This window comes from Thainema salinarum CENA647, from assembly GCF_057732415.1.
Genome location: NZ_JBYJZJ010000015.1, coordinates 650,215 through 666,789, shown reverse-complemented (window position 1 = coordinate 666,789; position 16,575 = coordinate 650,215). Strand labels below are relative to the sequence as shown.

At 51.6% G+C, this 16,575-nt stretch carries 9 protein-coding genes; 4 read left to right on the top strand and 5 right to left on the bottom strand.

Going from position 1 to position 16,575, the window contains the following annotated elements; genetic code table 11:
• Nucleotide 1 precedes the first annotated feature (1 nt).
• The gene (locus tag AC286M_RS04655; RefSeq protein WP_488203274.1) at nucleotides 2-3,883 is read right to left on the bottom strand and encodes a CAAX protease; all 3,882 of its coding nucleotides are present in this window, start codon (nucleotides 3,881-3,883) and stop codon (nucleotides 2-4) included.
• Nucleotides 3,884-4,095: 212 nt separating this feature from the next.
• Between AC286M_RS04655 and AC286M_RS04650 the strand changes: the two genes are divergently transcribed.
• From AC286M_RS04650 to AC286M_RS04640, 3 genes are all read left to right on the top strand, one after another.
• On the top strand, nucleotides 4,096-4,773 hold the full coding sequence (locus AC286M_RS04650; protein ID WP_488203273.1) for a DUF4033 domain-containing protein: 678 nt from the start codon (nucleotides 4,096-4,098) through the stop codon (nucleotides 4,771-4,773).
• Between the two features lie 72 nt (nucleotides 4,774-4,845).
• Nucleotides 4,846-6,261: an IS4 family transposase gene (locus tag AC286M_RS04645; protein WP_488203605.1), complete on the top strand. Its 1,416-nt coding sequence runs from the start codon at nucleotides 4,846-4,848 to the stop codon at nucleotides 6,259-6,261.
• A 340-nt stretch (nucleotides 6,262-6,601) separates the two neighbouring features.
• The gene (locus tag AC286M_RS04640; RefSeq protein ID WP_488203272.1) at nucleotides 6,602-7,864 is read left to right on the top strand and encodes a lysophospholipid acyltransferase family protein; all 1,263 of its coding nucleotides are present in this window, start codon (nucleotides 6,602-6,604) and stop codon (nucleotides 7,862-7,864) included.
• A gap of 79 nt (nucleotides 7,865-7,943) precedes the next feature.
• On the opposite strand, the gene AC286M_RS04635 is transcribed toward AC286M_RS04640, so the two are convergent.
• From AC286M_RS04635 to AC286M_RS04625, 3 genes are all read right to left on the bottom strand, one after another.
• Entirely contained in the window at nucleotides 7,944-9,311 is a 1,368-nt protein-coding gene (locus tag AC286M_RS04635; RefSeq protein WP_488203271.1) for a CHAT domain-containing protein, read from the bottom strand.
• Nucleotides 9,312-9,401: 90 nt separating this feature from the next.
• Nucleotides 9,402-11,942 (bottom strand): putative bifunctional diguanylate cyclase/phosphodiesterase, encoded by a 2,541-nt coding sequence (locus AC286M_RS04630; protein ID WP_488203270.1) that lies wholly within the window; start codon nucleotides 11,940-11,942, stop codon nucleotides 9,402-9,404.
• Between the two features lie 16 nt (nucleotides 11,943-11,958).
• Nucleotides 11,959-12,570 carry a DUF928 domain-containing protein gene (locus AC286M_RS04625; protein ID WP_488203269.1) on the bottom strand — a complete coding sequence of 204 codons (612 nt, stop codon included), beginning with the start codon at nucleotides 12,568-12,570 and terminating at the stop codon, nucleotides 11,959-11,961.
• 1,279 nt (nucleotides 12,571-13,849) lie between these two features.
• On the opposite strand from AC286M_RS04625, the gene dacB reads away from it, so the two are divergent.
• Nucleotides 13,850-14,770 carry a D-alanyl-D-alanine carboxypeptidase/D-alanyl-D-alanine endopeptidase gene (dacB, locus tag AC286M_RS04620; protein WP_488203268.1) on the top strand — a complete coding sequence of 307 codons (921 nt, stop codon included), beginning with the start codon at nucleotides 13,850-13,852 and terminating at the stop codon, nucleotides 14,768-14,770.
• Nucleotides 14,771-14,839: 69 nt separating this feature from the next.
• On the opposite strand, the gene AC286M_RS04615 is transcribed toward dacB, so the two are convergent.
• A complete protein-coding gene (locus tag AC286M_RS04615; RefSeq protein WP_488203267.1) occupies nucleotides 14,840-16,534 on the bottom strand; it encodes a GspE/PulE family protein in 1,695 nt (564 codons plus the stop codon).
• Between the last annotated feature and the right edge of the window lie 41 nt (nucleotides 16,535-16,575).

Below are 16,575 nucleotides of genomic sequence, written 5' to 3'. Positions count from 1 at the left end.
ACTACAGCGTAAACGGCGCAATTGGCTCAATATCTGGATCATGGCCTCCCACCTGATTGGTTCGCAGCACCCAAACCGAAGCACCGTGTTCGAGAAAGATTTTGACAATGCGATCGCTAGCCAAGCGGGGCAGCAATGTCCGCCAACTGTTTAGCCCTGCGGCTAGATTGCGGAACGGTTTATCTTCGAGCGTACTGCCCAGATTATATTCGTTCCGTTCCCAGTCAATTCGAGGACTGCCAAAGGGCTGGAGCTGCTGTTTGAGTGCCCGCCCAAGCTGCACCAGTTGCTGAAAGCGCTGCCACTGATCGGGATAGTGATCCCGCCACGTTTGCAGCCAATCCGATTGCAGCTGAATCAAATACTCAATCTGTTGCAGACTGGCAAACAGAGCCTGGTTAGAGTCTTGGGCGCAGTTATTAGCTGGCCCAACGTAAGTGCCTCCCGTACCGTCGCCAATCCGATAGCGAGCTAGCATGACCTGAAGCTGCGTCAGCATCAAATGCAGCGGTGACTGTTTTCGGCCTGTCGGACTCTCGTAGTCGCCCGTGAAGGCATCATGCTTGATCAAAATATCCGCGACGGGGCGGGAACCCATCCAGCCAAACTGCCGATCGCCCATATAGCGCGACCAGTGCAGCGCTCCGGCGGGCAAGCCGTCGGTATTGTTGGTGTAGACCTGGTAGTAGCGAATATCAAAGCATAAATTGCCAGTTAGCGGTTCTCGCACCACTTTGGCCAAACCATAGGCAAAGTGACCAAAGAAGATCGGTGTCGCTGCTGAGGGTTCCTTTTTTCTGCCGCCGATGCCGCCATAGACATGCAGCAGTAGAGCTCGATCACCTTCCTGCCACTCGTCAACTGCCGCTTGGGGCGGGGCGTGCGATTCCGCAGCAATTAGTACCGACTGAATGCGTCCCTTCTGGGCCGCAGTATCTGACCAGGTTTCTTGTCGAATAAATTTGTAGCCTGCGGCTGCGTCACTAATCACCCGTTCAGGCTGGAGCCGCAATAGCGATCGCGGTGCTAAGGACTGAACCACAAACTGCCCATGCCGATTTTTTGCGCCATAGATGTACCAGCCTGTTTCATTGAGATAAGAATCCTCAATGTGCTGATTCACGGAAGGGAAGGAACCGTTTTGATCCGCCACCACCTGCGGCAGCAGCACCACTTCTTCCTCACCGTCAAACTGACGCGAAGCCGGATTGAAGTGAGTCACGCGATACTGATCCGAATCGTCAACCCTGCTCTGAAACTGCACCAGGCCATAGTAACGACCCGTAATCACCATCGGTGGTGCATCAATCTGAAGTGCGATCGCACTGTTAATCGCACTGTTAATCGCACTATCAATCGCACCATCATAATCCTGCCGATCCTTTGACCGTACTGCATCCGACTGACCATGAACCACCGTCACCCCATCTTCCGGCAGCGCCACAATCACATCATCAACTGGATGCGTCGCCGCTAGCGACTCCAGCGGATCGACCTGCTGCCAATGGTTGAGACGATTGGGATGAACGAGACCACCGAAACGGCTGGTATACACGGCTTCCGCGCTAAAGTGGACATCCTTGCGGGTTGATTTTACGTAGCGCTGCACCAGCGGATCGCGGCTCCACTGCAGTTTGACAACTTGACCAACCAGTTCAGCCTGTTCCGCTGGCGCATGATAGACCTTGAACCACACACCGTTCACCTGGCGGCGCTCATCATGTTTGGGCAAAATCAGCCGCCCCATCCAAGATGCGATCGCACAGTAGTTGGACGAGACGGACTGCTGCGCGGGGTAGTAGGTATAGCGGTTAAACTCGGCTTGCTGATAGAGGCTGTAGTTGCTGGGCTTCCGCTCCGCTAGTTCTTCATCCTCTAAAATCTCGCCTTTGAGCGCTGCCTGAATCGCGTCAATGGTACGCTCCAATGCCGTGCGGCCATCCTCTAGCTGCAGCTCAGGATCCATAATGCCGCCGGGAACTTGGTGCCCCACTGGGCCAAGGGACATAATGCTGATCTTGCCCCGCCGCTTGGCTCGATTCCAGTACGACAAGAAGAACAGCTTCCAGCGACCCGGAAACATAATTGGGCCAAGCTTTTCCACTCCGTCTTTGTCGCCCACAAAATGGTAGAGGTGTTCGAGTTCCAGAATGTTGCAGTTGCCGCTGATCACCCCGCCCAGCGAAATCACATCAATCGGCGCACTGACGGCCCGCTTCAAAAACGGCGCACAGGCGGCAGCCATCTGTCCGCCGCCACTGTAGCCAATCAGCGTAATCGGAACGCCGCTCCTCAGTCGATAGCCATTTTTAATGAGACCGTTGTAGACGACCTGGGCGATGCCACGATTGTAGAGCGGACCATAGCGCTTATCGGCAGACACGGACACGATAATCGTATTGCGAATGTTCACCATCAGGCCCAGAACGCTGGCTGGATTGGCAATCCTTACCTTATCTGTCAGTCGCCATAGAAAAGCTAAGGGACGATCTTCATCCAGCGGGTTATTCAGTACCGAATAGGGCATAATGCCCCGAATCAGCGCTACATTGGAGGGCAGTACCGGAGTCAGAGCACTCAGAAAATCCTCCACATCCGGCATGTATTCGAACGTGGACTTGCCGATGCCGTCAAGGTAGACAATGTAGCGAGACACGCCATCTGGCTCAGCAATTGGGGTGGCTAGTTCTCCAGAGTTAATCGTCGTATCCACTTCATCTTCATACCAGCCAGCCCACCAGCCCAGCGTTTCCAGCGGAGCCAGAAAGCCCGAAACGACAACGGCGACGATGCCAATCCAGGCTAGGTCGATCCCGAACCGCATAAATCCCGGCAAATGTTGGTAGGAACCAAACAACCATTCCCGTACGGGTTCTAACAGGATGACAATACAAATCGTCGCGAACACAATGCCCAATAGTCCAAAGACTGTTCTGAGCATATGGCGCTGCGGGACAGGTCGAGCAGGCTTGGCCTTGGCTGGTTCAGGCGTTTTGGATGCAGAAGTGGTTGGGGTTGGGCTAGATGAAGCTGAGATCGCACTTACTCTACTAGCACTAGCATCTGTCCTGGTACTGGCCCCAGCCCGCCGCTCCGAGAGGGCCGCATTCCAGTTTTCATTGACGGCGGCACCCGTTGGTGACGTAATCTGGAGCGACGGTTGAGTGAACGGATTCGCCGCTTGGCTCAGTTCGCCGCGTAGTAACTCCGCCAGTTCCCGCCGACTGCGAGCCAACGACACGCCCGCCGTCCGATCGGCCAGCCAGCGACCAAAGTTGGCAATGGGCTGACCTACGGTTTGCTGCAAAACCTGGAAGATAAACCAACCAACGGCCAGATAGCCAAAGGCTGCACCAGTGCTAACTTGTGCGATCGCAGCAAAACCAACAACCATCGCCAGCAGGTGCCAAATCGATAAGCCTGTGAGAATCGGCACCCCCAGATAGGGTAGCGCCCCCAAAAAGCTAAAGACCAGCGGCGCATAGGCAATCCCGATCACCACCGCTAATTTGACGAGCGGCACATCTGCCGCCCAAGGCAGCAGCGTGATCAGCCAGGTACTCAACACGATAAATACAAAGCCTGCCACATACAGCAGCGTATTAATCAGCAGACTGAAGACGAATCGAATCGGCTGCACTCGGTTAATAAACAGGATAATGCTCTGAGCTACCGCCTGAGCCACGCCTGCCGCAACGACCACGATCAGAGCAGCTATCCATCCCTTGGGTAGAGTAGCGACCCGTTCAAAGACCTTAGGATTAAGGGTAAAAACCCAGCCGACCAATGTCCAAAATTGATCTAAAGCGCTCATGCGGTTCTCTTTAACTTGCTTATGGGGTAGTGGTACATCGGTAATGATTTGTGGTGGTATGGACACCATTCACACCACCACAAATCATTAGCTTTTAAGGGAGCTTTTGAGGGCGACTGTTTATTGTTGTAATTTGCGGTTGCAGAATTGCGGTGTCGTATTTGATTGTAAAAGTAGAAATGCCGTCAAGCCCAAACTCGAATTTGATAGGATAGCTCTGTTCGACCTTAAAGAAACTACACGTAAAGCTGGGCCGTCTGTCTTTGACTGCTCATTCTTCTATGACTAGTACCCCGAATCCCATTCAACGACCTGAGCCGGAAACCTACCACGACAACTGGTTTGATCGGTCATTCATCTGGCTGTTTAGCCGCAAGATGGCGAATGCGGTCGGCAAGCCTGCGCGTCAACCGGGCTATGACGGATTTGTGGATTTGTCCAGGCAGATCATGCAGGGACGCAACGCCCAAGAACAGCAGCAGCTGGTTGCCGTCGTGCTCAATTCCCTCATACCAAGTCCCGCCCTGTGGCTAGTGCGCAATCTGTTCTCCCCAACCCGTTGGGTATGCGAACTCAATGCCTGGTTTGCCACCCTCCTCTTCGAGTGGCTGGTGGGCGAATGCGAAGTCAGAACCGTTGAAATTAAAGACGATCATGGCAACATCGTCACCCAAAACAGCGGTGTCCACATCAAAAAGTGCCGCTACCTCGACAACAGCCGCTGCGTCGGCATGTGCATCAATATGTGCAAGCTACCGACTCAGGATTTCTTTACCAAAGAATTTGGCATCCCCCTAACCATGACGCCCAATTTCGACGACTTTAGCTGCGAGATGGTCTTCGGCCAAACCCCACCACCGCTCGAAACCGAAGACGCCTATCACCAACCCTGCCTAATGATGCAGTGTGCAACGGCAAAACCAGAAGCCGCTGCTTGCCCAAAGGTTCGTAATAGTTGATTCATTGCAGTCTTATTAAGCATGTATAGTGGAATGGCACTGACATAAGAGAGCAAAAAAGGCTTCAAGCGCCTGATTTGTCAGAATCAAACCGTTGAAGCCCATAACCTTGCCTCTATGATGCCGAATCGTGCGGACGTTCTCAAGGCCAACTATCAGAGCAGCATCGGTCTACCCTTTGCTGAGATGCTGCCGGAAGCAGAGATTGAAACTGTGCTGAGCGAGCAGGGAATCCGATATCGACAAGTCCTCTACACTCCCATGGTCGTCCTGTGGAGTTGGCTCTCCCAAGTGCTGGATGCCGACAGCAGTCTCAGCCATGCAGTCAAGCGAGTGGTGACCTGGATGAGCGTGTCGGGATTGGAGGTGCCCTCAGCCGATACCGGGGGCTATAGTAAAGCACGAAAACGCCTTCCCGAGTCGATATTTCCGCCCCTGTTCGAGCGGGTGGTGAGGGCGTTGCAGCGCCAAGTCTCCCCAGAGCAACGCTGGTGTGGCCGTCCGGTTAAAGCCTTTGATGCGACGACGGTCTTGATGAGTGACACGCAGGCCAACCAAGCCGAGTATCCTCAACACAGCAATCAGAAAGAGGGCTGCGGCTTTCCGATTCTCAAACTCCAAGTGTGGTTTTGTGTCACCACGGGAGCGGTTATGGCCGTGGCGATGGCTCCGTTGCGGGTGAGTGAATGGCGTCTAGCCCGCCAACTCTATCAGAAACTGCGCCCCGAGGATGTGGTGGTGGCCGATTCAGCCTATGGCACCTATGTAGATTTGGCCTGGGTCGCCCGGATGGGAGCCGATGCTGTCTTTCGCAAGCATCATCAGCGCCGCTGCGATTTCAGACGGGGCAAAAAACTGGGCATTGGCGATCACATCGTCCGCTGGCAGCGCCCGAAGCAATGCCCTCAAGCCCTCAAGCCGCAGGAGTTCGAGGCTCTGGCGGCATCCATTGAGGTGCGGGAAGTGTATCTCTTCATTCAGGTTCCTGGGTTTCGCCCGACCAACTTTGTGGTGGTAACGACGCTACTCGATCCCAACCGCTATCCCAAAGCTAAACTTGCCGAACTCTATCAGCTCCGCTGGCAGGCCGCCGAAGTTAATCTCCGGCATCTCAAAACCACCTTAGCCATGGAGATGATTGCTGCCAAAACACCCACCATGGTGAGCAAAAGTATTTGGGTGCATCTGTTGGCCTACAATCTGCTTCGCACCCTGATGTGGGAGGCGACAGCCGACGGCGAGGTCGGGGTGTTGCGAGTCTCTCTACAAGGTGCTCGGCAACAGTTCAATCACTTCCGGCCTGAGTTGCTGCATCTAGCTCCATCCGAACGACGGCGAGGCTACCAGGCCTTGTTAAACGTGGTGCGAGAGTTGGTGATTCCGTTTCGACCCAACCGTTCAGAACCCCGAGTTGTAAAGCGCCGTCCCAAACCGTTCCCAAGAATGCAGGAACCTCGCTCCGTCTTGAAAGCCAGGTTGCTAGCTTGATACAGCTTATGTCAGTGCCATTCATGTATAGTGATTCCAGTCAAAAGTAAGAAAACGAGAGAGGAGAGTACCTCATCCTGAGGTACTCTCCTCTCTCGTTCTTATCTAGAACCGCTATATGTTAGGTATTCAAAAAATAGAAGGGCATTTTGCTAGCGCACCGCGATGGCGAACTGTTCTTCTGCTATGTTGCGGGTTAAATCAGACACTATAAAATCGGTAAACATGCCACAATAAATCACTCTGCTTTGCTGGGTGAAGAGATTGCCGATGTTCCAATTTACCGCATATCCAAACACACGCTCCAGTTTAGTTCAGCCGTTTTCAACACCTTGCTGCAATGGCTTCTAGATCCGAGTTTTATCCGCCGCGACTGAATCCATCCTTGGTGCGTTTTGTCCAAGAGATCGCACCTGCAGTTGCCCGCTGGCTGTACTGGTTCCAAATTGACATCAGCGATGCCGATCTTGAGCGTCTGGAGCAACTGCGAGGTCAGCGGCTCCTGCTGACGCCGAATCATCCAACGTTTCACGATCCAATGGTGATATTTACGCTATCAGCCAAGATCAAGCAGTCGTTTCACTATTTAGCGGCCTATGAAACGTTTGAAAATGCTAGTACAGTCTTTTTCATCTCCTCACAAGCGCCGTTTTTAAGCGGGTTTTCCCACAACAAGCTATTTGAGAAGTTTTTCCAGTGGTGTTTGCAAGGGTTGGGCATGTACTCCGTGCGGCGAGGATTGCCCGATCGACCCAGCATTATGCAAACCATTGAGCTGTTTTGTCAGCCAGCGACTCACTTAGTCATCTTTCCAGAGGGAGGCTGCTCGTTTCAGAATGATACGGTGATGCCGTTTCGGTCGGGCGGCTTTCAACTGGCATTAAAAGCTTTGGAGCGATTGTCTAAAGAGGGGCAGGAAATTCCTAACTTATACGTCTTGCCAGTCACGATTAAGTACCACTACACCCAGGATATGCAGCCTGTAATGCGTGAGACACTAGCGCGACTAGAGCAAGCGCTGGATCTGCCTGTGCAAAATCAGTTAGACAATTACATTCGACTGCGGCAGGTAGCCGCAGCTGTCTTGGCGCGGATTGAGGCGGAATACCATTTTGATTCAACAACCGTTGCTGATAAGTCCTGGAATGAACGGATTGCCGCACTCAAGCTACAGGTGATTCAGGCTTATGAAGCTCAGCTTAACCTGTCTTCAGCCAGCGACAGCATGATTCGCGAGCGGGTGTATCGCATTCAGTACGCACTCAAAACCAAAGTGGATGAAATGAATTTTTCGGCAGACTTTGACCCGGAACGAATTCAGAAAGGGATGAGTCGGCTGCTGAATTTTGATGCCATCTATGACGGATATGTCGCCAACTGTCCCACGCCAGAGCGCTTTCTCGACACGCTCATTCGCCTAGAGCGAGAAGTGTTTAACATTGACCAACCACCACCCAAGGGCTTCCGACGCGCTCAGATTCAGCTTGGTGAGCCAATTAATTTGAAGGATCACTATGAAGCCTATAGCTGCGATCGCAACTCAGTCATCCAGCAAGTTACAACCGCAGCCCACGATGCCGTCCAGTCCAAACTCGTGCCCTAACAGCCCTATGCTGATTTGAACCCTTCGACACCCTTTACTTTTCACAGCTTTCTACGACCCCCTACAGATCTCTACAACCCTACCAAGGACTACTCACCAACGTAAAACTAGCCCAATAATACGGTGCTGACAAATCGCTAACTGCCTCCTCACTCAGTTCCGTTGGTAGCGGCACCGCACCACGGGATAGCAGTAGCTGATTGCCCTCAACCTGCACTTCACCGCGCAGCATCCGCAGTTGAGCTTGTCTCAGCGCTTCTGCCTTAGTTGTGGTGTGGCCGAGCTGGTTATAGAACTCGCTCATTAGCGCTAAAGTGCCCTCGTCGCTGACGTTCCACAGACTAGCCAGCACGGTTTTCACGCCGGAACGTAAAGCCATTCCGGCAAAGCCCAGTTCGGCCTGATCGTCGCCGATGGCTGTCCGGCAAGCACTGAGTACCAGGAGTTCTAATGACGGAGAGTTCCAGCCTATGTTTTGGATATCATTGAGACCCAGTTGAGTATCCCAAAGCTGAATGTAGGAATTATCTGGCTCACCGGGGCGAAAGACCGAATGAGTCGCTAGATGGACAACGTTGGGCAGGTGAGTCTCAACGTGCTGCTGGAGATTTGACAGAGTAAACTCTTGATTGAGAAATGAGGCTCCAGTCCACTGGGCTTCGGCGGGGCGGGCATCCCGTAACTCGCGCATAACGCTAAACAGCTCCGTTGGCACTGCTGGTAAAGCGTTCAACTCCTGAAACTCAGAGGCTCCCATTGCCAAAACCTGCCCCCGCTGCAGTTCCACATAGTCTGTTTGAATCAGATTAAAAGCGGGAATGCGGGTGACGCTGTATTTTTCAATCAAAAACTGTTCCCCATCGTGCAGCGCTGCCAGGGGAATGCTCCGGACACCGTTGCCCAAGCAGAACAGAATCGTATCAATCCCTTCTGCTTCTAAATAATCGGTGGCATAGGGCCTAATCATCCACTCATAAAGCTGCTGAGCCGCCGTCATCTTCACCTCTGTCGGTGAACTGTGCATTTCCAGGTGAAACAAATCCACCGTGCGGCGCAGATTGGCGGATGATACCTCGTATAAGTCTTTGACAATCGGCTCACCGCCCGGAGTAATTAATACGAGATGTAGGTGATCTTCACGCGGAATAACCCACAGTACAGCAGGCTTGGTACCTGTCTCTTCTCCAATCTGAGCCAGGGTTTGGGCGATCGCTTCGGGAGGCTGAGTAACGTCGGCGAGATCTTCGCCAAAGTAATCTTCAAATTCTTGTTCTAATCCCCGTTCCATGTTCAAAACCTTCTCAGAGAGGGTTTGGGCTTGGACAGGTAAAACACCCATACTCGCCAGTGCCAATGCTGTTCCGACCCAGGTCGTGAAACCAAACAGCCGTGAACGGAGCAATCCTGATAGTCTAGACTGAGCTTGAACAGAACGGATAGTTGTCATGGTGTCCCTCATTTATATAAGCAGTGTGTAGTAAGCAGTGTGTTAATAAGTAGTGCGTTCAGTAGTGCGTTAAATAGATAGATGAATCGGTTATTGCCTTTGCTGTTGGACTTGCTGCTGTAATAGAGCCGTCGCCTCGGCGGGAGGCAGCGGCTTTGCCCAAAAGTAACCTTGACCAAACTCACACGTTAGCGATCGCAACTGATCAGCGTCCGCTTGGGTTTCCACCCCTTCCGCGATCAAATCCATACCCAAGGTATGACCGAGATCGATGATCATGCGGACAATTTCGGCATCTTCTCGGCTCTCTGCCATCTTGAGCACGAAGGATCGATCCACTTTGAGCGTATCGATTGGAAATCGGCGCAGATAGCTGAGAGACGAGTATCCTGTACCGAAATCGTCCATACTGAGCTTGCAGCCCAGCTCTTTGAGGCGGAGCATTAAATCAATGGCTACTTCTACATTGCCCATCACCATGCTTTCTGTAACTTCCAGTTTCAGTGTTTTTGCTGGGATGCCGGCTTCTTGAATCGTGTGGGCAATTTGATGAACTAAATCTGGCTGCTCAAACTGGCGGCTAGACAGATTAACGCTGATGACGAGAGGTAACATAGGAAACTGTTGAGTCCACTGACGAATTTGCTCACAGGCAGCTTGACAAATCCAGTGGCCCAGAGGAATGATCAGTCCCGTTTCTTCAGCCAGCGGAATAAATAGCTGGGGCGAAACAAGGCCCAGTTTGGGATGCTGCCAGCGAATCAAGGCTTCAAAGCCGGAGACGTTGCCCGTATTCAATTCCACAATCGGCTGATAGTACAGAACAAACTCTTGTTCCGCTATGGCTCGGCGCAGATCGGCCTCTAACTTCAACTGATGCAACTCTTCTACCTGCATTCCTGCGGCAAATACCTGATAGCGAGCTTTACCCAAAGACTTGGCGCGATACATGGCCGTATGGGCATCCCGCAGCATATCTTCTGGTGTGTGATGGTAGCCTGCCTGGGTGACGGCAATGCCAATGCTGGCAGTTGTGACAATCTGCTGCTGCTCAATCCAAAACGGTTCAGCCAGCACGGACTGGAGCTGATCAGCCAGGTCTTCAAGCCGATCGCTTTGATCAGATGGAAGTGCGATCGCAAACTTATCGCTGCCAACCCGAGCCAAACGAGATGAATGCGGCAGGATCGCGCACAATCGATCTACTACCTGACACAAAAAATAATCGCCAATTTTTAACCCCAAGCTTTTGCTAATCGTCTCAAAGCGATCAATATCCAAAAAGAGAACGCCAACGTGGGCCGAAATATCTAGGTTGGGCAGTTTTTTGGGTAAGAGCTTGAAATGAGGCCGATGGGTGAGTTGCCAACCCAGATAACGGATAAAAGCGCCTTGATTTAACACCCCAGTCAGCGGATCGCGAGTCGTGACATAAATCAAACGATGCGCCATTGCGAGGCCAAATGCGCTTATCAACCCCACAGCCGGTTCCACAACTGGAATCCAAATCAGTTGACCAAACAGCCAAAACCCTACACCGCCAATCACGCCTAAGCTCAATAACCCAGCCATTCCAAAGCCCAGCGGGTGTCTGAAGCACCAGATCACCGAGCTGCCAACAATACTCCAGCCCATTAACCAGAACCACTCAGTCCACTGTGGCCAAAATCGAAACTGAGCGGGTTGACCAGCCGCAATATCTAATAGCTGACTGAGAATTTGAGCATGGGCAATCACTCCCGGCATCTGGAGCGCGTCTGCCTCGCCGCTATAGGGCGTATAGAAAAAGTCTTTCAAGCTAGGTGCAACCGTGCCAATCATGACCACCTTGTCACGGATTAGATCGGCTGACACTTCATTGGCTAACACCTGCTGTAGCGTGACGGTTGGAGCAATTTGAGCCCGAGCCCGATAATGTATCAATGTCTGATAGCCACGGGTATCAGCAATTTGATATGCCCCCGAATTCTTCTCCAGGACATGGATGGCTTGATTCCCGATCCACAACGCCTGATCGGTATATCGAAATGAGCTGTCTTCATCGGGCAGTGCGGCTAAGGCAACTCGCAAGGCAAATGCATAGTAATCTTGCTCAGAACCCGCAACAAATAGCAATCCCCGGCGCAAAGCTAGATCTGGATCTAACGTGAGGTCATTAAATCCAACCTGTTCCATCTCAACGGCAGGGGGAGCGATGCCATCTAGAATATTTTCAATCACAACGACGTTGTCAGCCTGGAGCTGAGCCGATAAGCGCTCTGTTCCAGGTGGCGTCGGCAAATCGCGGTAGAGATCGAGTCCAATCACTCGGGGCTGATAGGTTTGAAGCTGGCGCAGACTATCGACTAGCACCTGATCCGACAGCGGCCAGCCGTAGCGCTGTAGATCCTGCTCTGTGATGGCAACGACTACAAGACGAGAATCAGGAGGTGCATCGGGCTGTAGCCGGACAAATTGATCAAACACGGCTAGTTCAAGCTTCTCCAAGCCGCCAAACCACTCCACACCTTGTAAAGCAGCCGTCACGAGTAAACTAGACAGAACAACTGAGCGCGTTGCCACGCGAATCCAGTGGGCAGTCGGTAAACGCCACCCATGTAGCTGTCGCAAGCGATTTTGGAGACGCCGCATGATGGCTATTCAGCGATTACTCCTCTGTCTCTGGGTCGAGGACGGTATCCAGTTCGAGATCTTGGAGAAGCTCGCTCCACTGCTGCTCAACCTCGCTGTTCTCAGGCTGGGTTTGGCGCAGCTCAACTAGAGTTGCGATCGCATCTCCCCATAAGCCAGCGGCTTCGTAGGTGGCAGCTAACTCAAGACTGGTCGGTAGCTCAGAGGTTTCTTCTATCGGCAATGCAGCGGGAGATGTGCGCCGCAGCCATCCTTCCAACACCATATTCTGCGAGCGATCAAGTGGATCGCAGACGACAGAAAAATACCATTGATAGTCTTGCTCTAGTGCCAAAACCCCGTTGGGTACGGTAATACCAACAATTTCAGCGGTCTCGCCTGCCTCAAAAGCGGTTTCATAGACAAAATTGCCGTCAGTATCGCGGAGGAAGAACTCCATCTGATGCGATTTTGCCAGCGAGGGAATGGAGAAATAGACCGTTGGCTCCTCGTTAGTCGTCAAAGCCAGATTGCTAGCTGGGTTCAGCGCAACGAGTGGCTGGGCTGGCATACATTCACCGCGTGTACCACCTCCCACACGCCGCCCCGGAAACTCACTGCGATCGCTGGTTTGTGCAACTGCTGGCACTGCTACTAATACGGATAGAAAACCAATGAGTATACTGAATGACCTAATCATATTGTTATACAAATGCACTACTTAACTAATCTTTGTGTCGGAAATGAGACCAAGGAGCAAGTATGCAGCTCAATGGCTGTAGATGCTTATTTACGGGTTTAAAGAGCCCCTAGAGTTACCTAGAAGCCAATTCAACATATCTCGATCCAGCTCTTAATCTGATCAAATCCAGCAGGATATGTTTCTTAGTCACAGATATAACATAGCAATAATTTATCGCTACATTAAAATACTTAATGTGTCATTCATGACCTGCTGAAAATACGCTTTTACCCTCTTTCACAACAGACCCTGCCGTAAATCACTGATCTCGCCAAACTTAGCGGATCAGAACTTTGTAAAACAAAATTGGCTTTTATTTATTTTTCAGTATATTTATTATTCGACCGTTTGATTAAGCCAATCAACCGTCAAACCACGCACGGCTTAACCCACAGCAGCTTTACAATGAACACAATATCTCTAGGAAAAAATGAAGTTCTCGTGAAGCTTTTGTGCTGAGCGATGTTAATCTGCTGATACCCAATTGACATGTAAAACTTTGGTTGTTCTCTGCAAAATACCTGCTGCAAAACACCTTATACGGGCACTTTACAAAAAATATAATTATTTAGCTATCAAATTTTATATCTATATTTCTATCTATAGCTTTATACTATTTCTCAGACTATTCCGCAGAACTGGGCCTGTTTCTTCGTAATCCTCAAGGCCTAAAGCAGGGAGTCGCTAAGCGTGAGATATAAAGCAAATTTTGTGCGCTCAGAACTCAGTATTCAATCCTCAGCATTTGCCAATCTACATTCCTATTTTCTAGAACCTATAGTCCCCAGTTGGCTGACAGTATTTTGCACATTTCTTGATGAAGAGAAGTAGATATCTGTTCAATTATAAGTATTTACGCTTAACTAATTTGTTCAATTTAAACCATTAAAATATCCGTGTGATTAACTAACTGCTGATGGGAGTCCTGATTTGCAAGGTGCCAAATATGGGATAACATACCTTAAACTTTCCTAAAGATTTAGGGTAACGACCAAAGCACGGGACTGGATCAACTGGAATCAGCTTGAACCCATGCGGAAACATCTCTGTCTCCATCCAGTCATACAACGCAGGCAAAATCTGGTTTTAACATCCAAACTGTTTCACCGACTCGATCTCACTCACTGCTCTCCTGAGAGAGTTTTCACTCTGGTTCGCTGTTGTGTCTTGGTTTTTGAAGCAATTTATGCAGAATTCCTTACTCCGCTTGAATGTCGTTCCTGCTGTGGTAATGACATCTGTTCTAACCACAAGTCTCGCCTTCGGTGCGGCTATGCCTCGATCTGCGATCGCGCAATCGGCACCGTCCAGAAATGTAACTACATCGACCCTATCGATGGATGCCGAAGCCGAAGCATTTCAGGTTGCCCAGTCCTACACGGCGGCGCGACTGTGTCCGGCAGATCTCGGTGCTGTGATTGATTCGGTAATTAATCAGCCATCCTTTGCCTCGGCACAGTGGGGCATCTTAGTAAAATCCCTCAACTCCGGTGAGGTGCTGTATAGCCACAATGCCGATGAGTACTTTATTCCGGCCTCAAATATCAAGTTGCTGACAACGGCAACGGCGCTGCAGTTATTTGACCAGCGCAATTTTGGTGCTTACACTAGCTGGCTGGACGAGATTCGCACAATTAATCGTGATAGTGATAATTACTTAGCGGATTCACTATTCCGTAATCTGGGCGGACAGCCACGGATACAAACGGTCATGGAAACGCTTGGGGTTAATCCCTATGGTTTCCGCCAGGTGGATGGTTCCGGCCTGTCACGCTACAACATGGTGCAGCCGACTACGCTAGTAGCTCTGTTGGAAGCGATGCAGACGGTAGAAAATCGGGATTTATTTTACCAGTCGCTGCCTGTGGCCGGTATGACGGGCACACTGCGATCGCGGTTTTCGGGCACAGTGGCCCAAGGGCGCGTGCGGGCAAAAACCGGAACGCTACGCGGCGTTCGAGCTTTATCGGGATATATGGATGCGCCCAGTGGTGAATCAGTGGTGTTTAGTATTTTGATCAATCAGCCTGGTCAATCGGGATCGGTGATGCTAGATGCGATCGATACAATTGTGATGCGGATGACGCAGCTAGAAGCCTGCGAGTAAGCGATGTTGACTATGAACAGGTCGCCCCGCTGGGACGGCCTGTTCATAGTCAACGTAAAAATTGTCGTATTAGGTTGCCGCCGCAGACGGTTCGGGAACGGTGGGCAATAGCTGAATCGTGTCAGCATCGTAGTTCGACTGCCGATTGAGCGCGGTGCGGGGCAGGACTCGCAGCACTTCATCGACAGTTGTAATCCCCATTAAGACTTTTTCAATTGCCGCGTTGCGGAACGACATAAAATCAATCTTGTTAAGGTAGCGGTGAAGCTGAGTGATCGTGCCGTCATACATGATTTCACGAATGCGATCGTCTACCTCCAGCAGTTCCACAATTGCCTCACGGCCCAAATAGCCCGACTGCAAACAGTGGCTACAGCCTTTCCCCTGCTGCCAGTTGGCCTGACTCACCTGCTTTTTATCCAGCCCCAGCAGCTTCAATCCTTGGGGATTAGGTCGGGCAGGTTCGCTGCAGTGGGGGCAAATACGGCGCACAAGTCGCTGAGCAACGACCCCTAACAGCGCATCACTAATCAAACCTGGATCAGGGCCAATGTCTTTAATGCGGGGGATGGCTCCCACTGCATCGTTCGTGTGCAGTGTCGTAAACACCAGGTGACCTGTCAGAGCAGCTCGCACAGCGGTTTCGGCGGTGGCGTGGTCGCGCACCTCCCCCACCATAATGATGTCGGGATCTTGGCGCAGAATTGCTCGCAGCCCTGCCGCAAACGTCATGCCTGCTGCCTCATTGACTTGCGTTTGAGTAATACAGGGTAAGACGTACTCAACCGGGTCTTCCACCGTCACCACATTGACATCTTCAGTTGCGATCGCTTGTAGGCTGGTGTACAAAGTACTGGTTTTACCTGAACCCGTAGGGCCGGTAAACACAATCAGGCCTTGGGGTTGCCGCAGCCAAGACTTATAGGTAGTCAAAGACTTGGCCGAAAAGCCTAATTTATCGATGGTGGAGAAGGGGTTTTTACGGGGCAGCAGCCGCACAACGGCCTTTTCGCCGCCGACGCAGGGCAGCGTACTCACCCGCATATCCATCTCCAGGCCTGCATCCTGACCGAGGGCATACTGCTCACCGATGCGGCCATCTTGGGGACGGCGACTGTCAGCAATGTCCATATTGGCCATTACTTTGAGCGCCACGACCACCCGCCGACTCACCTCCAGCGGTAGCGTTGTGATGTTACGCAGTACGCCGTCAATCCGGTAGCGCACCCGTAAGCCGGCTTCGGTTGGCTCCAGGTGAATATCGCTGGCTCGGTAGCGTAAGGCACTGGAGATAATGGCTTTGATCCGTTCCCGCTGGCCTTCTGCCTTAGCCAGAAAGAGCTCAGTCGTTTCTCCGGCATCTTCCTGTAGGTGTTCTCCAGACAGCGGATCGAGCAGTGGGCCAGCTTGAATTTGATTGAGATCAATGGTGCGACTGTGGTGCCAAGCTCGATAGCTCTTGGCCGTAATCGACACGATTTGAATAGTTGTGAGTGTGCGATCGCTAAGTTGCGTCAAAATCTCTGGCGCGATTTCGCTGGGACTGCCTAGATAGAAGCAGTTTTGCCAAAGCAGTAGCGGAACTACTGGCGGTAGCTGCTGCCCTGGAAAATGCTGAAAGAAGCGACTGCACACTTCCTCATCTAGCACCTCCAAATTGAGGCTACCCTGCTCATTGCACAGAAGCCTAAGCGCCATCTCACAGGTGATTTCGCCTCGCTTGAGCTGTTTCCAAGCAGAAACGGACCAAGATATTGTCTGCATGCGGTTTTTAAGATGTGAATTACTAGGTCAGCTGGTTTGCG

What these genes read in the sequence shown, in the direction of transcription:
- AC286M_RS04640 (WP_488203272.1), top strand. Translation starts at nt 6,602, where the DNA reads ATGGCTTCTAGATCCGAGTTTTATCCGCCGCGACTGAATCCATCCTTG.
- AC286M_RS04655 (WP_488203274.1), bottom strand. Translation starts at nt 3,883, where the DNA reads ATGGTGTCCATACCACCACAAATCATTACCGATGTACCACTACCCCAT.
- AC286M_RS04635 (WP_488203271.1), bottom strand. Translation starts at nt 9,311, where the DNA reads ATGACAACTATCCGTTCTGTTCAAGCTCAGTCTAGACTATCAGGATTG.
- AC286M_RS04615 (WP_488203267.1), bottom strand. Translation starts at nt 16,534, where the DNA reads ATGCAGACAATATCTTGGTCCGTTTCTGCTTGGAAACAGCTCAAGCGA.
- dacB (WP_488203268.1), top strand. Translation starts at nt 13,850, where the DNA reads ATGCAGAATTCCTTACTCCGCTTGAATGTCGTTCCTGCTGTGGTAATG.
- AC286M_RS04650 (WP_488203273.1), top strand. Translation starts at nt 4,096, where the DNA reads ATGACTAGTACCCCGAATCCCATTCAACGACCTGAGCCGGAAACCTAC.
- AC286M_RS04630 (WP_488203270.1), bottom strand. Translation starts at nt 11,942, where the DNA reads ATGCGGCGTCTCCAAAATCGCTTGCGACAGCTACATGGGTGGCGTTTA.